22 protein-coding genes are annotated in these 21,051 nt (G+C 33.7%); 8 read left to right on the top strand and 14 right to left on the bottom strand.

The window, feature by feature from the left end; all coding sequences use genetic code 11:
• Nucleotides 1-35 precede the first annotated feature (35 nt).
• Both IPI31_00245 and IPI31_00240 read left to right on the top strand, forming a co-directional pair.
• Nucleotides 36-293 (top strand): hypothetical protein, encoded by a 258-nt coding sequence (locus IPI31_00245; GenBank protein MBK7566233.1) that lies wholly within the window; start codon nt 36-38, stop codon nt 291-293.
• Nucleotides 293-718 (top strand): transposase, encoded by a 426-nt coding sequence (locus IPI31_00240; protein MBK7566232.1) that lies wholly within the window; start codon nt 293-295, stop codon nt 716-718. Before IPI31_00245 ends, IPI31_00240 begins: the two co-directional genes overlap by 1 nt.
• Before the next feature lie 410 nt (nt 719-1,128).
• Here IPI31_00240 and IPI31_00235 read toward each other — a convergent pair whose 3' ends face one another.
• The 6 genes from IPI31_00235 to IPI31_00210 all read right to left on the bottom strand — a co-directional run bounded on the left by IPI31_00235 (nt 1,129) and on the right by IPI31_00210 (nt 7,966).
• Nucleotides 1,129-2,148 (bottom strand): glycosyltransferase family 2 protein, encoded by a 1,020-nt coding sequence (locus IPI31_00235; GenBank protein ID MBK7566231.1) that lies wholly within the window; start codon nt 2,146-2,148, stop codon nt 1,129-1,131.
• Between the two features lie 7 nt (nt 2,149-2,155).
• Nucleotides 2,156-3,814 carry an NUDIX domain-containing protein gene (locus tag IPI31_00230; GenBank protein ID MBK7566230.1) on the bottom strand — a complete coding sequence of 553 codons (1,659 nt, stop codon included), beginning with the start codon at nt 3,812-3,814 and terminating at the stop codon, nt 2,156-2,158.
• Nucleotides 3,815-3,953: 139 nt separating this feature from the next.
• The gene (locus IPI31_00225) at nt 3,954-4,763 is read right to left on the bottom strand and encodes a hypothetical protein (GenBank protein ID MBK7566229.1); all 810 of its coding nucleotides are present in this window, start codon (nt 4,761-4,763) and stop codon (nt 3,954-3,956) included.
• Nucleotides 4,756-6,240: a B12-binding domain-containing radical SAM protein gene (locus IPI31_00220; protein MBK7566228.1), complete on the bottom strand. Its 1,485-nt coding sequence runs from the start codon at nt 6,238-6,240 to the stop codon at nt 4,756-4,758. The genes IPI31_00225 and IPI31_00220 overlap by 8 nt, the downstream gene beginning before the upstream one ends.
• Entirely contained in the window at nt 6,237-6,917 is a 681-nt protein-coding gene (locus IPI31_00215) for a polysaccharide deacetylase family protein (protein ID MBK7566227.1), read from the bottom strand. The genes IPI31_00220 and IPI31_00215 overlap by 4 nt, the downstream gene beginning before the upstream one ends.
• On the bottom strand, nt 6,911-7,966 hold the full coding sequence (locus IPI31_00210; GenBank protein ID MBK7566226.1) for a glycosyltransferase: 1,056 nt from the start codon (nt 7,964-7,966) through the stop codon (nt 6,911-6,913). Before IPI31_00210 ends, IPI31_00215 begins: the two co-directional genes overlap by 7 nt.
• Nucleotides 7,967-8,933: 967 nt before the next feature.
• On the opposite strand from IPI31_00210, the gene IPI31_00205 reads away from it, so the two are divergent.
• Both IPI31_00205 and IPI31_00200 read left to right on the top strand, forming a co-directional pair.
• The gene (locus IPI31_00205; GenBank protein ID MBK7566225.1) at nt 8,934-9,263 is read left to right on the top strand and encodes a nucleotide pyrophosphohydrolase; all 330 of its coding nucleotides are present in this window, start codon (nt 8,934-8,936) and stop codon (nt 9,261-9,263) included.
• The gene (locus IPI31_00200; GenBank protein MBK7566224.1) at nt 9,260-11,125 is read left to right on the top strand and encodes a DUF2075 domain-containing protein; all 1,866 of its coding nucleotides are present in this window, start codon (nt 9,260-9,262) and stop codon (nt 11,123-11,125) included. The genes IPI31_00205 and IPI31_00200 overlap by 4 nt, the downstream gene beginning before the upstream one ends.
• Before the next feature lie 326 nt (nt 11,126-11,451).
• Here the strand turns inward: IPI31_00200 and IPI31_00195 are convergent, their stop codons facing one another.
• From IPI31_00195 to IPI31_00160, 8 genes are all read right to left on the bottom strand, one after another.
• Nucleotides 11,452-12,306 (bottom strand): hypothetical protein, encoded by an 855-nt coding sequence (locus IPI31_00195; protein MBK7566223.1) that lies wholly within the window; start codon nt 12,304-12,306, stop codon nt 11,452-11,454.
• Between the two features lie 57 nt (nt 12,307-12,363).
• Complete coding sequence (locus IPI31_00190) at nt 12,364-12,576, bottom strand: hypothetical protein (protein MBK7566222.1); 213 nt, start codon at nt 12,574-12,576, stop codon at nt 12,364-12,366.
• A gap of 4 nt (nt 12,577-12,580) precedes the next feature.
• Complete coding sequence (locus tag IPI31_00185) at nt 12,581-13,000, bottom strand: PIN domain-containing protein (GenBank protein ID MBK7566221.1); 420 nt, start codon at nt 12,998-13,000, stop codon at nt 12,581-12,583.
• On the bottom strand, nt 12,997-13,353 hold the full coding sequence (locus IPI31_00180; protein MBK7566220.1) for a hypothetical protein: 357 nt from the start codon (nt 13,351-13,353) through the stop codon (nt 12,997-12,999). The genes IPI31_00185 and IPI31_00180 overlap by 4 nt, the downstream gene beginning before the upstream one ends.
• 127 nt (nt 13,354-13,480) lie before the next feature.
• The gene (locus tag IPI31_00175; GenBank protein MBK7566219.1) at nt 13,481-14,845 is read right to left on the bottom strand and encodes an IS1182 family transposase; all 1,365 of its coding nucleotides are present in this window, start codon (nt 14,843-14,845) and stop codon (nt 13,481-13,483) included.
• A complete protein-coding gene (locus IPI31_00170) occupies nt 14,846-15,001 on the bottom strand; it encodes a hypothetical protein (GenBank protein ID MBK7566218.1) in 156 nt (51 codons plus the stop codon). It abuts the gene before it with no gap.
• Nucleotides 15,002-15,244: 243 nt separating this feature from the next.
• Nucleotides 15,245-15,820: a hypothetical protein gene (locus IPI31_00165; protein MBK7566217.1), complete on the bottom strand. Its 576-nt coding sequence runs from the start codon at nt 15,818-15,820 to the stop codon at nt 15,245-15,247.
• A gap of 12 nt (nt 15,821-15,832) precedes the next feature.
• On the bottom strand, nt 15,833-16,012 hold the full coding sequence (locus IPI31_00160; GenBank protein MBK7566216.1) for a hypothetical protein: 180 nt from the start codon (nt 16,010-16,012) through the stop codon (nt 15,833-15,835).
• Between the two features lie 1,128 nt (nt 16,013-17,140).
• Between IPI31_00160 and IPI31_00155 the strand changes: the two genes are divergently transcribed.
• From IPI31_00155 to IPI31_00140, 4 genes are all read left to right on the top strand, one after another.
• The gene (locus tag IPI31_00155) at nt 17,141-17,779 is read left to right on the top strand and encodes a hypothetical protein (protein MBK7566215.1); all 639 of its coding nucleotides are present in this window, start codon (nt 17,141-17,143) and stop codon (nt 17,777-17,779) included.
• Between the two features lie 776 nt (nt 17,780-18,555).
• Entirely contained in the window at nt 18,556-19,422 is an 867-nt protein-coding gene (locus IPI31_00150; GenBank protein MBK7566214.1) for a branched-chain amino acid ABC transporter permease, read from the top strand.
• A complete protein-coding gene (locus IPI31_00145; GenBank protein MBK7566213.1) occupies nt 19,419-20,450 on the top strand; it encodes a bifunctional oligoribonuclease/PAP phosphatase NrnA in 1,032 nt (343 codons plus the stop codon). The genes IPI31_00150 and IPI31_00145 overlap by 4 nt, the downstream gene beginning before the upstream one ends.
• Nucleotides 20,451-20,532: 82 nt before the next feature.
• Nucleotides 20,533-20,916: a branched-chain amino acid ABC transporter permease gene (locus IPI31_00140; protein ID MBK7566212.1), complete on the top strand. Its 384-nt coding sequence runs from the start codon at nt 20,533-20,535 to the stop codon at nt 20,914-20,916.
• Nucleotides 20,917-21,051 lie beyond the last annotated feature (135 nt).

Here is a 21,051-nt window from a genome sequence, read left to right as displayed (position 1 = left end):
CTTATTACATAAAATAATTTTAAATAATTACAAAAATGGGGCAACAAATTCTAACAACACCAGAGCCTATTACTCAGGAAAGAATCTCTTACTTGATCAATGCAAAAGGGATTGTTCCGACCATTGCAAATATAAATTTGGAGATGGCAAAAATGAAGCTCATGGACAGAGAAGAAAGACTTGGATGGACAGTAGAACAATGTGACATGGCAGAAATTGAATACAAACGCTTTCTGCAACTAAAAAAAAGTTTCCGGACGTATCAATTGTTCCGCATACCGAAATGGACTTAATGTGGCCTCAACACATACTTGACACGAGAGCTTATCACAAAGCAGTTGAACGTTTTATTTGCTTAAAAATTCCCCGGGTCAATTGCGCCGGAGCAAAAACAAAATTTAAAAAACTGGATGATACAATAGACAAAGCGTATTACGACCGGATGCATGAACGCATGCAAACTGATTATGCAAAAACAATAGTAAGAATCAGAACCAAAACTGTAGAACCAGTTCTTGGCACACTATTAAATTTTATGGTCATGCGCAGAGTGAACACAAGAGGAATGAAGCAAGCGAATAAACATGTTTTAATGGCATCATTGTGTTACAACTTAAAGAAATATTTAAAATTTATTCGCTTAAATCCGATTGCAAATAAAAACTACAAATTAGTAATAGGGAAACAACCAAATAATTATTTAAATCGGTGTTTTTGATGCATTTTAAGCGCATTAGCGGTATGCAAATATTAGCAAATTAATAATATGGGGATAATCAGTATTCGTTAAAATGCCCTAGAATCAAATGTTTCAGACGATTTTAATTAGAAATTAGCAGAATTAAGAGGTTGTGCAACAGTAACCGCTGTTACCGGATGCCCTTCTGTCTGTCCGAAGCGTTGTCGTGTCAAGTTTGCACACACTTTGTCCGAAGCGATTTACATTCAAGTCGGTGTCTGCTCGGGTTAGCACTGTCCGTTTGGGGTTTATTTTTTTTGTGGGTGGGAGAAATTTTTTAATTCAATTTTTTTCTTGAGTGGAAGATTGCAAGCTCTTTTTATTTTTTTCTGCGCTAACTTTTGTGCGTTGGCAAAAAATAAAATGTGCTTGCAATGTGCGTTGGCTTTTCAATCCCCTGCATTTTTATAGTATGGTGTTTCATTAAAATCATTAAGCCGAAGTTTATTCAGCCAATAGTAAATGTCATCTTTTAAAGTTTCAATAGTAGAGTGTTTTGGCAACAAGTAACTTGCTTTGAAAAGTTTGAATAAGAAATACCGAATTGTTAAGTCAGTAAAAATAACTGAACACATCAGGTAAGCGTATATTTTTCCAAAATGTTTTTTGTAGTAATAAAAGTAACTCATGTTGTGTTGAATATTAACTCCGTTTCTTTTTTGATTTGATAAGCCACCGTAGTGAATAAAACTTACCAACGGATAATAAACAGCAACTCCTCCACTTGTTTTAATTTGCTTTAGGAAGTCAATTGTTTCTGCATACATGAAAAAATTAGAATCAAATAATCCAACTTGTTGAACCGCTTTTCTCGTTGTCATAAAAACACAACCTGAAACTCTTTCAACTACAGATGGATTTTCAAACGAACTTAATTCTTGTCGGTGTAAAGCAGATTTAATTCTGCTTGGCGTTTTTGAATGAAACATCTTTAAAATGATTTCAAAAATAAATCGGAACAAACTTTTTTGAATTAGCCATTCAGTGAATGAGGGAAATCCCTTCTTGTGAAATACACGATTGAGTTTTATTCCGTCACTTTTGAAAATGCTAAAACCAATAACAGAAGTGTTAGTATTTGAATCAATAAATTCTATCAATTTTGGGAAGCTGCCTTCTTTATAAAGTATGTCAGAATTTGAAACGATTAGAAATTTGTATTCTGTATTCAGAAGATTGTATTGATGAGATTTTAATCCTTCGTTCTTTTTGCCTCTGATAACTTGAATGCGTTCTTCGTCCACAATTTGAAATGATAGCGATTCGTCAGTTGAATTGTTATCATAAATTTTTATTACAAAAGAATAATTACTTGCACTCAACATATTGTAAAAACTATTGACACATTCCTTTAACCCGTTGCTTGAGTTCCAGTTTACAATTGATACTAAGATGTCAACGCTTTTCATTTCATGTTTACTTTACTCCAAGTATTTTTTGAGAGCTAATAATTAAATCTTTCATGTCAAGTTTATTTCCCGCTGAATATCGGTCAACAAATGAGGTTGTAGATAATACTTCTCTTGCCGTGCATTCTTCGGTTGGAATGAACTCTAAAAACTCATCAACAAAACCAGTTGTTACAATCATGTAGGTCAGTTTGTCGGGGGTGTTGCCATAATAATCTGATTGAATTATTTTAGCGATGTGAATCTCTTTTAGAGTAATTCCTGTTTCTTCTTTTGCTTCACGCCTTGCAACTTCTTCAATAGTAAATTCTGATTTTAAAACATGTCCGCCAGGTAAATCAATTCCTCTGTTGAGTAAAGCTGCTACCATTTCACCTTCAGTTGTAAAAGGAACAACTGCGACACTTGTAACCTTGTCAAATGGTGGAATAAAGTCAGGGTCAAGTTGGATAAAATTCACATCCTTACCTTTTACTACTATTGTTCTCTTTCTATCGTTGCTATTTGTTTCAGCGTAACAAAACAATGCACTTTCACCGTCTGAAATGAACCGCAATTTTTTATTCAAGAGAACATTGTTATTTAACCATGACAAACAAATGTGTTTGAAATTATTCCTCATAGTTCCAATAGGTGGCAAATCTTCCGCTGCATGAGAAAGATGAAAGCCGTTTTTGAAACTAACAATTAGAGTGCTGCCACTATTGCCTTGTATTCGTTCTTTAATAGTTGGATATTCCCAAATTTTGGAATCTACTTCGTCATTTAGTACAATGAGATTCTCACTTAAATTATTACTGTTTAAATCCCCAATGGAAATTGCTTCGCTTTCAATATCAAATTCTCCGTAAACCAATTTAGTTAGAGTGATATTTGAATACTTGGTTGTGTCAAAATTCAGAATCTGATTATAAGTAGCTTTATTAAATATTGTGTCTGTTGGGATTTTTCTAAGTTGTAATGCAATTAAGGTTTGATAATCTATAAACCCTTCTAAGTTACAATCAAAGTTTACATCCTCCCGAATACTTCTAAGAGTTAGACATATTTGGTGTATGTCAATTACTCGTGATATTTTGTCTATGCTTCTATCTTTATTCGTGGATTCGGAATGAGTTATTGTCCCTTCTGAATTGAAAGTAATTATGTATTTGTTGTTGTCAAAAGAAATTTCTAAGAATCCTTCATCTGAATAAACATGACAGATAAATCCAACATTGCTTTCTATTTCAATGAAATTTTGCAAAGCAATTGCATTGATTTGGTTGTTCTGTTGTGAAATAAAAGATTCAACTAAACTTTGAATCACTGTAAAAGATTCTTTGTTCAGAATTACTTTAGGATTGTTTATTGAACTGTTCAAGCCCCTTAATGATTGCTCTGAAAAATCATCTGCAACGGTTGATATTTTACAAGCAACCTTTTTATTTATGCCTTTATAACTTTCAATGCACTTTAAAAAATTAAGAAAAAATATTTCGGGTTGTTTATCGTATTTGAAATATGTAAAGGATGGCGTAATTAGAAAATCCAACTTTGCTGAAATATTTTGTAGTATTTCAAGTCCCAAGATTTTGCCCCCGAACTCACTAAATAAAAAATCACAAGTCAAGGGAAAAAGTAATTCGTCCAATTTTGATTTTTCTGTTGTATTCAAGTTAAGCATTGAATAAATTTTTTGTGTTAGTAGAAAAACGACAATTAAAAACATAATTGTCTCGTGATGCTGAACTGATATTTGTGAGGTTGGTCTCCTCTTAAAAAATCAAAGTAAAGATACTGTGAGTTATGAGTAAGGTGTTTTATTAAACTTTCAATGTGTAGAAAGCCAATTTGAAATTTTTGAATTTCAAATTGTGTCCACCAAAATAATATCCTATCCTGTTTTCGTTCAACTTGAATAATAGCATCATTGAAGCAATTTCTTTATTGACATAGAAAACAGAATAAAACGCTTGTTGCTTCAAACCGAAGTTTACCAGTATTTGATTTAAAAAATCTATATCAGAATTTGAAGAGTAAAGCCCTGTTTGTGCTTTTGATTTCCACCAATTACTGTGTAATAAGAGAAACTGATTCGTAGAATCTGAATTTGTAGAAACTATTTCATGTTCTAACTCTCCGATTTTCTCAACCATTACTTTTTTTGCAATTAGTTTCGTTTTAAATTTTTCATCTTCTTTCATCTTTGCTTTTATGGGAACAATAGGGCAAAATACAATCTGCTTTTGAATATCTGTTGGTATGTATACTTCGTGTTCCTTAACGATGCTTTTCAAGTATATTTCATTTATACCTTGATTGTGTAAAAAATCAAGTAAAGATGTTAGCTCAAAATATTTACCAATGAAGATTGTATTGTAATCGGTTTTGTGGTCGCATAAGGAAGTTAGTGTTGTGCCTTTCTTTTGAAAGGGAATAATTGCAGCAAGCGAATTGTCCTTGTAGGATGCAACTATAAAAAGTTCATCCTTCACAAATACTTTTGAATATGTGGTTATCCAAAAAAAATCTCCGAAGAATCTATTTAACTGACTTGTTGGAACATCATCGGTAAATAATTCTTGGAGTGAATTTATTTCATCAAACGATTTATAGATTTTATAGTCAAGCATTTTGATAACTGAAAAATGAAAGATTGTTTTGTTTTGCTAATTCAACTTCCCACAAATCATCCCAATAGTTTTTGCTTTTTCTTTCCTCCCAAGAATTTCTGATTGTTTTTGCAAAAGAACTCTGTGAATCTTGGTATTCTTCATTGATATGAAATTTTACAACCAACATTAGGTAATCTATAAACTCTGGTCTTTCAATCCATTTGTTATAATGAATGTCAATACTTCCAGTTTTCTTATCAAATAAGTTTACCCAATCCCGAAGAAGAATCGGTTGAATAAAACCATATTGGGAAACATTTAATGCCAATTCGGTTTTCCCTATTGGCTGATAATACTGATAGGTTATAATAATATTGTTTTTGCTTTTTGTTTTTAATTCTTCAATCAGAATGAGTGTGTTTATCATGTCTTCTTCTGTTTCATTTGGAAGTCCTACCATAAATGAAAAACCAGAACGAACTCCAACTTGTCCTGCATACGATGCCACATTATGTAATTGCTCAACTTGAATACCTTTTTTCAGTGCTTTCAATGTTTCTGAATTTCCTGTTTCAGCACCGACATCCCAAACTAACCAACAATTTTTTAGCTCCTCCATAACTGATAAACTAATATACTTTTCGTTGTAGTAATGAGCCCGTGAAGTTCCGATACACTGAAACCTGAAATTTGAATTGATGTATTTCAGCAATTCAATTGATTCTTTTCTGTTCATAAAAAATTCGGGGTCGTCAAAATAGAGAATGTCAGGGTCAAATTTATTTACAATGAACTTTAGATTTTCAACAATTTTTTCATTACTCATTCTTGAATATCCTTTAAATGGGTCTGTGCAAAAATTGCACTTATAAAGACATCCCCTTGAAGTAGAAAATCGGATTACTTTTTTTAAGGAATTATCACCAGTTAAGAATCCTACACTTCTATAAAGATACTTGTCCATTGAAACAAGTTCATAGTCCAACAATGGAAGTGAACTCATATCAATGTTTTCTACTCTTGATGGTGGCAAAACATTATTTGACATCTTGCTCCAAACATTTGGCATTGCAGATACATTTCCGTCTTCAATTGATTTTAAGAGAGCATAAATTACATTCTCTGCATCTAATGAAATAACAAAGTCAAATGAAGAATCACTTAGAACTTGGTCTGGAAACATTGCTCCGTGTAAACCAAGTGCAATTACTTTGGCATTAGGGTGAACTCTTTTAAAACAATCAGCAATGCCAGCTGCATCGTTAATTTCTTTTGTGCCAAAATGAATAATACAAGCAAGAGGGGAACTCTCTGATTTTATTTTATCGCCTAAGGTTGCGATTTCAAAATCTTCAACCATTCTATCAAGTATTTCAACTTCATATTTATTCTTAATAATTGTCCCAATGTATAAGAGTAAAGTAGGGAAATAAACACGGCTCTTAACTGAATAAGATTTGTATGGTCCTGCATTTATTAGAAATACCTTTTTCATAAAATATTGGTGAAATCACTAATTGAATATTTTGAATTAACAGCAACTCGTTTTAATTCCAATAACTCAAATGGTTCAATATTAAAACCAGTATTTGTTGTGCAAGCAAACTGAAAATTTTGTGACTTTAATATGCTTTTTGAAATGTTGTTGTATGAGCCATATGGAAAACAAAAGCCAGTAATTTCATTCTTTGTAATTTCTTCAAGAATTTGTTTTGAAACTTTAATCTCTTGCTCTTGCTTTTCTTTAGTTAGCTCTGCTAATCTTATATGTTTGTGTCCGTGTGCTTGAATTGATACTAACTTGCTCTGTGAAATTTTTGAAATATCGTTTTCGGACAAGTATTCAATGTCGTAATCATAATCTGCTTCAAAAAATTTCTTTCCAATTTTTTCGGTCGGAATAAATATCGTTACGGGGAGATTATATTTTTCAATAATTGGAAATCCGTTTTCAATGAAATTTTTATATCCATCATCAATTGTAATTGCAATCTTTTGTTCGTTCTTGTCAAGTTGTATTTCAGATAAAGTGTTCAATTGGATAACAGCGAAATTGTTTGAAAGAAACTCAATTTGTTTTTCAAACTCTTTAATAGATACAAAACGATTTGACTTTGGCAAACTTGTCAATTCGGTTGGAAGGATGTGATGATATGCTAATATTGTCAACAAAGTATTTCGTGTAAGTTTTTGTGTAGCACTGAAGTTAGTCCAAACTCTTGAATGATTCTTGATTGTTCAACATTACCAGTGTCGTTTTTTTTAAATGCTGTTCTCATGTGTTCAATTAGATTTCGCTTATTGGGAATGAACCAATTTGATTGGCTATTCATTCGCCATGTGTTTTCAGGCATTTGTTCAATTGTTCCTTCTATTGATTTGTATTTTATTATTTCAGAGTAATCATTCATGCCTCCCCATGTGTGCATTATGATGTCTAAGCCACAAAACGCTGCTTCAATTGCTGGCAATCCAAATGTTTCTGTTCTACTTGCTAAAACATAGCAGTCATATTGCTGGTATAAATTGGGCATTAAATGATGTGGAATGTTGTGGCTCACAACTTTCATTTGATGACTTCTCTTTTCCTCTTTAAACTTTCTTAAAAAGGACTGTATTAGTTTTTGCTCTTGGTCTTTTTCATTTGTCTTGATTGTTATTGATACAGATTCACTTGAATTGAATGCTTCTAAAAATGAATCAAGGAGAATATCAATTCCTTTTATTATGAAAAGTTCGTTTGTTACGGTGAGAAATTTGTATTCATCTGAATTTCTTTCTTGCTTTTGAAACTCTTTCCATAATATTTGAGGTTGAATAACAAGTGTTTTTGATGATGAAATTCCTGCCAACTCTCCACGGCTTTTTGAGAAAAATGAATCGTAAAAAATTGCTCCAAAGTTTCTGTTTATTTCATTGATAAGATTTTCGTTAAGCATAGTTGCATCAAAGCATACTACTAAAATATTTTTTGCCTTGTCTGACTTGATGTTGAAATTAAAAATGGCATTACTAAAGTCGTGTGGTTCATCTTGTCGCCATCCATAACGAATCACATAGTCACAAGATTCTAATTCTTGTTTGTCTATTTTGTCGTAGGGATTTTCATTAAATACTACAACCATAAAGTTCTTTTGTAAAGCAATAAGCAGCCCTTCAAAATGAGTTTTCATTCCGCCACTGCCAGTTGTATTTGTAACTAACCCAACTTTAAATTTCATAAGTAGTAGATAATTTTTGCGGTTTTAAAGATAGTAAGTTACACTTGAAATATCGTAATGAGGGGTGGAGAAAACACTCTTTCATTTTTTTTGCGTTGGGGTTTTCGTGGGTGGTAAAAAAAATGAAAGTGTGTTTTGGGTGGTGGCAAAAAATTGAATTAAAAAATTTGTGATGTGGAAAAAAATTAAAAACGAAGCGTTGCCTGTCCGTTCAAAGCGGTGTCGTTCAGATATGTTTATTGTCGGCTGTCGGTTCATTTTTTGTCTGTCAGTTTAATGTTTGCACTGTCTTCATAGGGTTTCCGGTAACATATTTATAAACGAATATACAAACTTCCATCACAAAACCAATTTTATTGTAAGTACTTGATAATCAAGCTGCCGATTTTCGTATTTTAAGTTTTTCTGAGAAAAATTTGTTTCGCAAAGCTATTCCGGTGTTTACAGACTATTTCGCATCAATTTGTCTAATGGGCTTTCTACATTGCTGAGGCCTTTTCTTGAAACATGCGTGTAACGCTCTGTAGTTTGTATGCTGGTGTGCCCCAACAAATCCTAAATGAAACGGATATCCGTTCCTGATTCCAATAAATGTGTGGCAAAACTGTGGGGTAGGTAATGCAAAGTGGCCAATCTAAACTCAATTTATGTATAAAGCTCAGCCGGCAAAAATAGGATCCAAATTAAGCAACTTCCAAATGATAATTTATCTTCGCCCGTTGACATATAAGGGGTTTAATCTTCCGGAATCATTATAAACTACAACGTATTGTATCCCATTTGTACCCGTGCTTAGTGAAAATCAAGCCCGACAAACATTGTTACTTTAGGGTAGCGGAAGTAACTTAACTCAACCATACTAATGGCGGGTTTGCGACAAATCTACCTGTGAATTTAAAGCAAATCCCATATTCTTAATAAACCTCTATAATTTAGCTTTATACTTGCATGACTAAATTTTCAGGCTATGAATGACATCCTCTCCCTCACCAATGCGCTAATCTCATTCAGAGACGAGCGAGACTGGGCTCAATTTCACAATCCGAAGGACTTAGCTTTAGCCGTTAGTATTGAGGCAGGTGAACTTTTGGAACTTTTTCTTTGGAAGGATGCAGCAGATGTATCGGTTGAAAAACTGAAGGGCGAGTTGGCTGACGTGCTTTCATTCAGCTTTTTACTTGCTCACAAACTTAATTTGGATGTTAAGGAAATTGTAATGGAGAAGATACAACAAAATGCTCAAAAATATCCGGTTGATAAAGCAAAGGGTAATGCTACTAAATATACGGAATTATGATAGTATACCATAAAACTAAAATCCAGTTTCTAAAAGATGTGGAAAGCGGCTTGATAGCTGACATTATTGCTGAAGCTTTGGAAAATTTAATGTTAAGGAAAACTGGTAAGTCAGAATATAATAGTTGGGAAAATTCTCTGCAACGTATGTATCATGTTCTAAATGATGAATCAATACCGAATGATTCGGGAATTGCAGTAGAATATAATATTCCCCGCACAAGCAATCGTATCGATATGCTGATCTCTGGTTATGATATCGATAATAATGGCAGTTTAATTGTAGTAGAACTCAAACAATGGGATAAAATTAAAGTCCTGCAAATGGATGGTATGATAGGAACTTGGTTTCAGCATGGGTATTCCGAACATGTACATCCAAGTTACCAAGCTTGGTCTTACGCCTCGTTTTTGGAAGGATATAATACATACATTTATACTAATAAAGTAGGGATATATCCATGCGTTTATATGCACAATTATAAGTTGGACGGAGAAATAAATAATTCGGTTTATGGTGAATATATTAAAAAAGCTCCTTTATATTGCAAGGGTCAGGGAGAGGAATTAAAAAGCTTCATTAAACAGAAAATTAAAACCGGAGATAAAAAAAATGTTCTTTATGAAATTGAAAATAGTGAATTAAAACCTTCAAAAATATTGGCTGAAACATTAGACAGTCTATTAAAAGGAAATAAAGAATTTATTTTAATTGATGATCAAAAAATCGTATATGAGAAAGCACTTGATTTAATAAATCAATCAACAAAAAAGAAAAAAAAGGTATTAATAGTGCATGGTGGTCCTGGAACAGGTAAATCTGTTGTAGCAATAAATCTCCTTGTAAAAATGATCAGTGAAAGGCAAATGGCTCAATACGTCACTAAAAATGCTGCTCCAAGAGCTGTTTTTTCAGATAGCCTACTCGGAAATTATAAGAAAAACTATGTAGGAGGTTTGTTTAAGGGTTCAGGTGGTTATTATGAATTAAAATCTAATGTTTATAAAACACTGATAGTTGATGAAGCGCACAGACTCAATGAATTTAGTGGTTTATATGAAAATTTGGGTGAAAATCAAGTAAAAGAATTGATCAACTCTGCTGAAAGCTCTGTATTCTTTCTTGATGAAGATCAAAAAGTTACATTAAAGGATATTGGAACTGAAGATGAGATCAAAAAATGGGCGAAATTCTATAATGCAGAGGTTGAGGTATTAGAATTAAAGTCACAATTCAGATGCGGAGGATCAAATGCCTACTTATCTTGGTTGGATAATACTCTTCAGGTTAGAGAAACTGCCAATTTTATTTTAAATCAAAGTGAATATGAATTTAAGATCTTTGATAACCCTAATTCCTTATTTAAGGCAATTTACGAAAAAAATAAAAAAAGGAATAGTGCCAGATTGGTTGCTGGATATTGTTGGAATTGGATAAGTAAAAAGAATCCGGAATTAATGGACATTGAATTCCCACAATTTAAATTTTCAAAACAATGGAATTTATCTGCAGATGGTGGTTTATATATTAATTCACCAAATTCGGTGAACCAAATTGGTTGCATACATACCTGTCAAGGACTTGAAGTGGAGTATATTGGGGTTATTATTGGGGCCGATATGGTTGTAAGAAATGGTGAAATCACAATCGATCCATCAAAGCGAGCAAAAACAGACATGTCGATAAAGGGATGGAAAAATATTATAAAAGGAGATAAGGTTGGAGGGATGGAAACATTAAACGCGATAGTCAAAAATACTTATCGTACTCTGATGACAAGAGGCATGAAAGGATGTTATATTTATTGTGTCGATAAGGAAACAGAAGAATGGATTAGATCGCGATTGGAAAAATCAAAATGATTGTGATTTTTGAAGTGCTAATCTTGTATTCTGTTGGAGGATATTTTATTTTGGTCAAGTCAATATCATTCATTTTATGTCTGTTTATTGTAAGCACTGTCGGTCGTTATTGGGTGACGCATAACAGTTTGGGGATTTCGCCTAATTGAGATTGCAAGTATTTAAGAAGAGTTGTCGGGAAACCACGTTGCAAAATGTTTTTCGTCACATACAAAATTGGTAACAAGTCAGCGTTTGTCTGATTTGTTACAAGGTTCTGAATTACAAAGTTTGGATTTGTATATGTATAATTTGCAGTGTATTTCTTCATTCAATCCTTAAATTTATTATTTCTTTCTATTTTTTATAGCTAAGGAACCCAAAAAAAGTAAACCGCCTACAATTAAAGACGATGTTAAATATCCTAATAGCGTTCCCCAATTAATTAGAAAGAATACACCTATACAAATACCAATAAATACAAACACAAGGAAATTTATTCCTATAAAAGAAATCGCCCTGTCTTGCTCTTTATTGTTTTCCTTTTTATAAATGGAGTATATCACTCCACCAAGCATTAACAACAATGGAATTACAATTGTGACCGATGTTAAAAAGCCTAATGTTGTGCCTAATGAAATTAGTTTGTTTATGCCGATTACCGTTCCCGTCAATACCAGTGCAATAAGAATTACTGCAACAACGGTAATGACTTTTTCCTTTTTTTTATCTTTAGCCGGCTTTTCAAGTCGCTCTATTTCTTTTCGTTCCTTATCTTTCAATCTTTCTTGAAACTCATCTTCATTTTCAACAACATATTCATTTATTAACTCTCCATTTTTAATTTCTAGAATTAAATCCCTTTCATATAAAGAAGCATATCCCATATGTACGTAATCCAACATTTCTCCCTGTGGCACTCTTATTTTTCCGCTAAACCAATCAGCGATAACTTGTTTTTGTCTTGGAAAGAGATAGCTTAAATCTACTTCCCTGTATCCTTCAAGATAGGCTTTAAGTCCGATTAAGTGCAGCTTATTGTCCTTTATTTCCCATTGACCAAAGTATCCACGCCAACAAGCCGTAGATGGTGAAATAAATTTTATATCGTTTCTATTTTGCAAATATTGGTTTAATGGTTCTGCTGCCATCAAAGTTTCCTCACCTTTGTAAAATAGTCTTTCTCCTGCTTGTGCTGTCATATTGCCTTTTTTATTTGTTCGTGGTCGTTTTTACGCTTGCCGATAACGAAGAAGGGATTAAAGAAGTTTTAAAAAGAAGGGATTGGAAGCACCACTGCCTGTTAGAAGCACAACTGTTTGATTACCGAACAAAGCCCTTCTTTTTAAAATTTCTTTTAATCTTATGTTAGCCGCTGCCGTGCTGTTCCCCAGAAGCACAACTGTTCGCAGTTCGCACACTGTTTCTACGAAGCGATTTACATTCATTGCTGTGCTGTTTAAGTTTGTCATTGCTCTATACTTTTTTTATTCCTTGAGATAATGCGTCATTTAAAAGTCCGCTGTCAAATGTAGCGATGTAATCAATTTTTATTGTCCCGTCTGCGATAATTAATTTTAGAACCTCGTCAACCAAACTAATGTCTGAATACTCTTGATTGCTTTTGATGAAAAAGTTTTCAAGAGCTTTCGCTTTATATTTTGTGTCGCTTAACTTAATAACATTAGGTCTTGTCAGAAGTTTTTCAAATTGCATTTTCGCATCTCGTCTGGAAAGTCGTGAGTTTACAAACTCGTATAAAGTTGGAAAAGGAATTATGATTTCCTCGTCTTCAATTTCGTTGGCAATTCTTTCCGCCTCTAAAATATTTTCAGGTTGCTTTGTGTCATACAATGCAATCCAAAAACCCGTGTCAACTAATACTTTTAAATTCATTCTTCAGAATCTATTATGTTGTCGCCTTTCAACTTGCCATAACCTTCCCAAGGTGATTGCTTTCTATTACCATTTATAAACTCACCCTTGACTTTGTTCGTGTGAGAATCTTTGACAACAATGTAAACCCTGTCCGACTTAGATAGCTTTACAGTATCTTTAATGTCAGCCGTTATTTTTTTAATCAAACTCTCCGTATCTGTTTTGCCATTGGTGTCAGAAATGTCGTAACGAAAAAAGGCAAGTCCATTACCACACTCAACTGCGTCATGATTGTCAAGCCAAGTAAAAAGCCCTGTGAAGTCGCCTTTTAAACCGAAGTCGTATGAAATCCAAATTGCTTTTCTTGTCATGATATTTTTGTTTTTGTCTGTTTGTTTTATGCAGTCAGTTCAAAGTTAGCAGTGTCCCCAACGGTTGCGGCTAACGTCAGTTCGTGCAAAAACTAAGGTAATATTTATTTTTCAGTTTGGATACGATCTATAGTTTGCAATGGGATAAAAATAATTTCTGATCGTATTTTACATTAATCAAGTTAATAGAATCAAAACCCCATAAAAACAGCCTTTTGAGCCGTTTTTTCACCACTTTTATCCCTAAAATATTCAAAATCCGTCTAAAATTGTAGGTAAAGTAAATTAACCCAAATTCACCGTTATTTTTTTCCAACCCTTTTAGCAGTATATGATCATATCCCCATTGTCGTTTTATAGTGCCAAAAACATGTTCTATAATTTGCTGCCGCTTGATATAAATATGATATTCTTTTTTAAGTCTTTCGCCATTTTCTTCTACCGCTTTAGCAAATTCACTTCTTTCGATCATGCGGCCATTTTCATTTTTTGTACATTGGTCTTTAACGGGACAAGTTTTACATGCTGATGTTTTGTAATGTTTTACTTTGTTGGAGTAGCGTTCATGTTTTTTGTCATACCACTTTCCGTTTGTGGTGAGTGTTTTTCCTTGAGGGCAAGTAGAAGTATCATCCACTTCATTATAAATAAATTTATCTCCGTAATATTCCGGAGTGGGAACCTCTGACTTGAGCGGAATTTCCGGAACGGCAACATAGGTAGTAATATCATTATCGCTGCAGGTTTGTAATTGTTCACCATTGTGATATCCTTTGTCAGCAAGTGCATTTAGTGCATCGGCTTGTAATACTTCTTTAGTTTCTATGGCGATAGGAGCGAGTGCTTTTCTATCGTTTGTATTTGTAGATTTATAATGCGCGATCAAATTATGCTTATCATCCACAGATGTCTGAATATTAAATGCAACCTCAATAACGCTGCCATGCAATATCATTGACCTGGCCTCTGCATCGGTAGTGGAGATCTGATCAGCACCGGTTTGATCTAATTCTTCTTTTAATTGTTTGTATTTAAATTTTCGGTTCAATTGTTTAATGATATTATTAATGGTATCTGCTCTTTCTTTATCCTCTTGTGCATCAGCCTGCTCCATTTTTTTTAAATACGTTTCAATTCGATTGTCAATGTATTCCAGCTGTGTAGCAATTTTCGCGGGATTAAAATTATTTTTCTTGGAATTCACAGCTCTGAATTTAGAAGAATCGATAGCAACAGTTTTCCCTCCCATCAAATTCCAGGAACGCAGCATCTGCACAAAGTGTTTGAATAAATTTTGTAATGCCTCATTATTTTCACTCCTAAACCCGGCAATAGTTCTGAAACACGGTTGAAGATTGCCCAAAAGCCACATTACTTCTATATTACGTGCACATTCTCTTTCCAGCAGCCGCGAGGTTCTGATGCGATTGAGATAACCATAAAGATATAATTTGAGTAAACTTTTCGGTTCATAACCAGGTCTCCCTTCAATTCACTTACCTGTAGAAATAAATCCCAATTTAATCATATCCAACCCATCAATAAATAAATCGATCACGCGAACAGGATTATCTTCTGTAATTAATTCCTCTAACGAGAGTGGAAAAGCAGATGTTTGATTTCTGATATCACCTTTTATATATGACATATAAGATCATTTATGCCAATAAAATTAGTAAGACTTATAAATAAATTAAAATATTAAATATGGAAGTTATACAGTAGTTTTTGCACAGTCTGACGTTTTGGCGCTTTGCGTTCGTGCGGGATTTCGGAGCACAAAACTGTCAAACCAGCACTAAAGCCCAATTGGAAAACTGAACTTGAATGTAAGCACGTCACCCCGCATGACGCCAAACGTGTGTTAGCGGGTCGGCCTTCTAGTTGTCTGTCAAATGTCAAGTACATAGTATTTCCAATTTGTATTATTAATGTCGATGTAATCATTCCAGTTTCCTTGATAAACATTGTTAAGTCCTATCGGGCCTTTTTTGTGCAAGAAGTTTGGCAAGTGGCCTACATCAACCGATTGAATGTTAACCTGCTGACCATTAAAAAATTGATATATTCCGGCATTTGCTTGTGGTGCTTGCCAAAAAGCTTGTCTTTCTGAAAATAGGATGTCATAACACCCATCAATATTATTTTGCCTTAATTGTTCCAGAAATTTTACATCTTGAATTGCTCTATACATTTCATTAGGTGTTCCGCAATCGTCTTTTGGCATTTTGAGTTCTATTACGAATTTTTGACCAGTTAAGGTAGTTACATAAATATCAATTTCCTTTTTAACGAATTGTGGAAGAGGGTTGAATATTCTTGGTGTTGGGTATTCAAGTCTAACTGTAAGATCAGGATAATTACTCCTTAAAAATATCGCTAACTCGTGTTGTAAGCCGAATTCGCTGTAAAGCTCTATTGGTGTCTGCTGAATTACGTTGAAAAAATTGTTTATTCTGTTAATCATTGTCAATCATTTTTATTGTTCTAACCTGTATGGAAATTCTCTTTGGCACTTTTCCCAAAAAGCATCTCCGTTCACTACGGGTAAATGTTCTTTAAAAAAATTAAAAGTTTCTTCCTTCATAGTTTCGATGGCTCCTAAAAACTTGTCGTAAAAAACCAAATGTTGTTCAGTTGCCGAACGTCCCTTATTCATTGCAAAAAAAATGTCGCTTGGATGGTAATGGTAGTTACAACCACCTGGACAGTTACCAATAAATTTGGGATATCGTGTTAGGTTTCTGAATTTGCTGTAATGTGTCTTGAAGTGAAAGAAGCAAACCATATCTGTCAAAACTATCAGAAATAGAGCTATTGCAAAATATTCTTTCCCGTCCTTGTCCAAAAAATCTAAATGGTTAAATGCAGGTGTTAGTCTTTCGTATTGAATTGAAAAAGTCTGTTTGTTCTCTGTGTCTTCGTGAAACCTACTCGCATCAGGAATTGTCGAGAAGAACCGATTTATGTCGTCTCGAAATTTAGAATTGTAATATGTTTTGAAGTCGGTCATTTATTTACTTTGTCGTCTTTTAGGCTGCCCGCTAACATATTTATATACGAATATACAAACTTCCATCACAAAACCAATTTTATTGTAAGTACTTGATAATCAAGCTGCCGATTTTCGCATTTTAAGTTTTTCTGAGAAAAATTTGTTTCGCAAAGCTATTCCAGTGTTTACAGACTATTTCGCATCAATTTGTCTAATGGGCTTTCTACATTGCTGAGGCTTTTTCTTGAAACATGCGTGTAACGCTCTGTAGTTTGTATGCTGGTGTGCCCCAACAAATCCTAAATGAAACGGATATCCGTTCCTGATTCCAATAAATGTGTGGCAAAACTGTGGGGTAGGTAAACAAAATAAACACTAAATTTACAACTATGAGTAAAAAGAATTTTACAGGAGGCTTAAACTCTCTACTGCGAGACCAGCAAAATAAACCTAAGAGGGGAGACCAGTAACCCAGACTAAAGAGATTACTAAAAGCTCTCAGGAGGGAAATAAAGAGAATGAGACCAGAGCCACGTTTATAATAAATGAGGAGCTACTGGAGAAACTTAAAGCTATAGCCTACTGGGATAGAATTTTTATTAAAGAGGTTATTAATACAGCCCTCCAGAAGACAGTAGCTAAGTATGAGAAAAAGAACGGAGATGAGCCTGAGCAATATATTCCGACAGTAAAAACCGCGAAAAAACTTGTAAACCAAAAATTATCATCTATCTTCTAATAAATGCAATGCTCATGTACCAGTGATGTATTATTAACAAAAAAATAATTACTATGAAAAAGCAGAGAAACAAAATAATCCATATACCTACTACCTACGAAATATTCATTTGCTTGTCCGCTATGCCTATTTATTCAAAAATATTGTTGATTAATGAGGATGAACAACCCTATACAAACTTTTTAAAATGGTTAATTGAAAAAGATTTTTATAATGGCCGAAAAAGCAAAAAAATTACTATCCAGAAAATCGCAACAGAGTATCAAACTAATTCAACTAAAGTTACAAAATGGATTAAACAGATCTATAAACAAATAATAGAATTAAATTCTGAGAAACCTGAGTTGTTTCAAGAAAACCAAATTAAAGTTTGTATGATTATTCAACATTTTGATAATTTATGCTTTTTTTATCTTTTTTTACCGGTTTTACCGCGAGAATATGAGACAATTTCCATTCCGTTTTTAAAGGCGAAACTTGTAACTTCAACATTCTGGGTTAAACAGGTTGAATATGAAGTAGATAAAAATAAAATATCTATTAATCTTACTTTAGATGGAGCTTCATTAAATAAATATAGAGAATTGAGTATAGACAAGGCGTTGTTTCAAGAAAAAATTGGCATTATGGATTTATATTATAAGCATTCCTTTGAACTTGATAGCATATTAAACAAATTATACCGGAATTGAAAAAACTGAGAATATTTAGTCAATAATTTAAAAATTATCGCATTTTCAAAATGCTTTGGGAAAACTTAATTACACTTTAAGCCAAAAAATAGCGGAAAACATGCATTTTTACAAAATTATAAGGAGGGTTATTTGATGCAACTTTATTTGATTCGGATGAACCGGAAGCGGATTAAAGGTTAACGGGTTATTATTTAGCCCCCCCCCGTCAGAAAAAATTAATGTATATGTTGGATTATAATATAGATGATGCTTTGCAATAGCTCAACTATTGTGAATAGCTCAAAATATGATAATATTTAAAGACACAAAATTTATTAGGTCCCCGTTTGACAGTGAAGCGGAATTGGAACAAGTTATCGTTGACAATTACGAGTATCTTTTCGGCCTGACTTCATTTTATTTACCAAAAGCCAAAATAAAAACGGCTTCCCGAATATGGTCATGATCCTCAATTTGGGCATATATTGAAAAGTTTCATTGATTGGGGCTTTTTCTAAATTTGGAGCCAGCCAAATGAGCATTCGTTCAATTTTGTCTCCCATTTGCACCCCGGTTGAGTAAAGTCCTACTCCTGCTTATATTGTTACTTTATGAGTCAGAATGTAACTACTCGTATGCCATTTCAACACACTTCATTAATTGCAATAATGCCATCCTAATTTTTTTTATGTACCTTAGCTGTTAAAGGTAGTCCATTCTCTATTTAAATTTGAAGCTGGATAATTTGGGATAATGAAACAAGCCAGACCTTTACACTTGATTTGGAAACTGCAATGCAAATACTCATTAATAGCATCGTTTCAGGACTGCTACTCAGTTTGGTTGCGATTGGCTTCACCTATATCTTTCGGGTCACGAAGGTATTTCACCTTGCGCATGGAGGCGTTTATGTAGCAGGTGCATTCGCTTGTTGGTGGATGCTGACCAAGACAAACAACTGGTTTGCTGCAATTGCTTTCGCAATTGCAGTTGTGGCAATTCTGATTTGGGTGATTGAAAAGACCGTTTACTTACCACTCAATAAAAAGCAATACAACCAAAGTATTTCATTGATTGCTTCAATGGGTTTGTATGTGGTAATCGTAAATGTTTTGGCTTTGCTTTTCGGAAACGAAAATATGACAATTGAAAATTCAATTTCAGGTTCGTTTGAATTTGGCAATATCATTTTCACAAAAGTTCAAATGATTCAAACAGTAATAGGAATTGTGGCTACCGCCACATTCCTAATTTATTTGAAACTCACCAAATCAAATTTGGCTTTGCAATCCGTTTCAGACAATGAAACTATCAGCAAAATTTTTGGCATTAATACAGAAAAAGAAAGAACAAAAGTTTTCATTGCAGGAAGTATGTTGGCTTGCATTGCAGCAATATTGAAAACAATGGAAGTTGGCATTGACCCACAAGCGGGAATGAGCATCACACTCACAGCAGCAGTTGTAGCAATTCTTGTTTCAAGATTGAATGTGATTATGATAATTGCTTTCGCAATTGCATTGACACTTTTACAAAATTCAGTCGAATGGTTTTTAGATGCACAAGGGAAAGATGGAATTACATTCCTGATTTTGTTGCTGGTGATATTATTTAGAACTGAAGGCATCATCAGTTACAACCTAAGAAAGGACAGACCATGAATGTAAAATCTAAATATCAGTTTGATGATTCAGCGATAGAAAGCATTTCACAATTGCTTTCTTCTCCAAAGAAGATTTGCATACTTACCCATGTAAATCCAGATGGTGATGCAATTGGCTCTTCTTTAGCTCTTGCTAATATTCTTTCAAAAACAAAACACGAAGTATCAGTTGTAACACCCAATCAAATGATGGGATTTCTAAAATGGATGAATGGTGCTGATAAGGTAATTTCATTTGCAGACAAAATAGATTTGGGAATTTCAGCAATGGAAAATGCAGAAATTATTTTTTGTTTAGACTTCAATAACCTTTCAAGAATTGAAGGAGTATCGGAGTATCTATTAGCAAATAAGGTAGCAATAAAAGTCTTAATTGACCATCACATAGAGCCACAAGGATTTTGTCAATTTGCATTCTCATTTTCCGATGCTTGTGCAACAGCAGAGTTAATATTTTACTTCATTGAAAAGTTAGGCTTAACGCCTTTGATTGATAGCTCAATTGCAGATTGCCTCTATTGCGGAATCATCACTGATTCAGGCAATTTTAGATTCAATTCAGTTACGCCAGAGTTGCATGAAATTGCTGCAACTCTTCTAAGAAAAGGTGCAAATCAGAGTAGAGTATATGAGTTAATTTATGATTCAAATTCAATCAACACAATGAAACTTAACGGTTATGTAATGGCTGAAAAGTTAGAGCACATTGAAGCGGCCAAAGCAGTCATTATTTATTTGACAGACCAAGAACAACAGAGATTCAAAGTTGGAAAAACAGAAATCGACGATGTAGTAAACTTTGGTTTGAAAATAGAAGGAGTAAGACTTTCCGCTTTCTTTTATGAAAACGAAGGAAAAGTAAGAGCATCATTTCGTTCTAAAGGGAATTTATCTGTAAAAGAAATTGCTTTTAAATATTTCAATGGTGGAGGGCATCTAAATGCTGCTGGCGGTATTTCTTCCAAAAACATTTTAGAAACAGTTTCTGAATTCAAACAAATACTTAAAGAGATTCAAACCGCATGAACTACCTACTCCACATATCGGTAATGCTTGAAATCTACATTCTGCTTGCGTTGAGTGCCAATCAAAAGTTGGTTTGTCGGGTTTGTTGAGTTTAGCACAAGCAGTTTTTTACGGCATTGGTGCTTATGCAACTGCAATCACAATCACAAAGTTTGGCTTCTCTTATTGGTTGGCTTTGCCGGCGGCAATGTTCATTTGTGTATTCATGGCTTTGCTTTTTAGTTTCATTGCAGGGCAAGTAAGAGAACTGTATTTCAGTTTGGCAACGATTGCTTTGCAAATCATTTTCTTTTCAGTTGTTTACAATTGGATTCCAGTAACCAATGGCTCTTACCGCATTTCTGGAATTTCAAATCCTGAAATTTGTAAAAGGTTGCTGGGCTTATCCCGTTTTGACGACAGAGCTCTGCTGTCTTTAGGCCACTCGTTTGCTGCTTCAGCATTGAGTAAATCTGGCTCTCGGTAAATTTGTTTTTTTTCGTCGTTTGAGAATTTAAAGTTAGAAATTATCTACTTTTAAACTGTCCAATTTTTGGGGCTGCTTACATATTGAGCACGGATAACTTTGGATAACTTCGGACAGTTCACATTTGTGCTTTAT

The organism is Bacteroidota bacterium (genome assembly GCA_016706865.1).
Lineage (GTDB): Bacteria > Bacteroidota > Bacteroidia > Chitinophagales > BACL12 > UBA7236.
The sequence above is the reverse complement of the archived record's forward strand: the minus strand, read 5'-3'. Positions and strand labels throughout refer to the sequence as shown.

What these genes read in the sequence shown, in the direction of transcription:
- IPI31_00155 (MBK7566215.1), top strand. Translation starts at nt 17,141, where the DNA reads ATGAAAAAGCAGAGAAACAAAATAATCCATATACCTACTACCTACGAA.
- IPI31_00185 (MBK7566221.1), bottom strand. Translation starts at nt 13,000, where the DNA reads ATGAATTTAAAAGTATTAGTTGACACGGGTTTTTGGATTGCATTGTAT.
- IPI31_00190 (MBK7566222.1), bottom strand. Translation starts at nt 12,576, where the DNA reads ATGACAAACTTAAACAGCACAGCAATGAATGTAAATCGCTTCGTAGAA.
- IPI31_00225 (MBK7566229.1), bottom strand. Translation starts at nt 4,763, where the DNA reads ATGCTTGACTATAAAATCTATAAATCGTTTGATGAAATAAATTCACTC.
- IPI31_00195 (MBK7566223.1), bottom strand. Translation starts at nt 12,306, where the DNA reads ATGACAGCACAAGCAGGAGAAAGACTATTTTACAAAGGTGAGGAAACT.
- IPI31_00165 (MBK7566217.1), bottom strand. Translation starts at nt 15,820, where the DNA reads ATGATTAACAGAATAAACAATTTTTTCAACGTAATTCAGCAGACACCA.
- IPI31_00160 (MBK7566216.1), bottom strand. Translation starts at nt 16,012, where the DNA reads ATGAATAAGGGACGTTCGGCAACTGAACAACATTTGGTTTTTTACGAC.
- IPI31_00200 (MBK7566224.1), top strand. Translation starts at nt 9,260, where the DNA reads ATGATAGTATACCATAAAACTAAAATCCAGTTTCTAAAAGATGTGGAA.
- IPI31_00205 (MBK7566225.1), top strand. Translation starts at nt 8,934, where the DNA reads ATGAATGACATCCTCTCCCTCACCAATGCGCTAATCTCATTCAGAGAC.
- IPI31_00210 (MBK7566226.1), bottom strand. Translation starts at nt 7,966, where the DNA reads ATGAAATTTAAAGTTGGGTTAGTTACAAATACAACTGGCAGTGGCGGA.
- IPI31_00240 (MBK7566232.1), top strand. Translation starts at nt 293, where the DNA reads ATGTGGCCTCAACACATACTTGACACGAGAGCTTATCACAAAGCAGTT.
- IPI31_00145 (MBK7566213.1), top strand. Translation starts at nt 19,419, where the DNA reads ATGAATGTAAAATCTAAATATCAGTTTGATGATTCAGCGATAGAAAGC.
- IPI31_00150 (MBK7566214.1), top strand. Translation starts at nt 18,556, where the DNA reads ATGCAAATACTCATTAATAGCATCGTTTCAGGACTGCTACTCAGTTTG.
- IPI31_00230 (MBK7566230.1), bottom strand. Translation starts at nt 3,814, where the DNA reads ATGCTTAACTTGAATACAACAGAAAAATCAAAATTGGACGAATTACTT.
- IPI31_00245 (MBK7566233.1), top strand. Translation starts at nt 36, where the DNA reads ATGGGGCAACAAATTCTAACAACACCAGAGCCTATTACTCAGGAAAGA.
- IPI31_00235 (MBK7566231.1), bottom strand. Translation starts at nt 2,148, where the DNA reads ATGAAAAGCGTTGACATCTTAGTATCAATTGTAAACTGGAACTCAAGC.
- IPI31_00170 (MBK7566218.1), bottom strand. Translation starts at nt 15,001, where the DNA reads ATGTCATATATAAAAGGTGATATCAGAAATCAAACATCTGCTTTTCCA.
- IPI31_00220 (MBK7566228.1), bottom strand. Translation starts at nt 6,240, where the DNA reads ATGAAAAAGGTATTTCTAATAAATGCAGGACCATACAAATCTTATTCA.
- IPI31_00180 (MBK7566220.1), bottom strand. Translation starts at nt 13,353, where the DNA reads ATGACAAGAAAAGCAATTTGGATTTCATACGACTTCGGTTTAAAAGGC.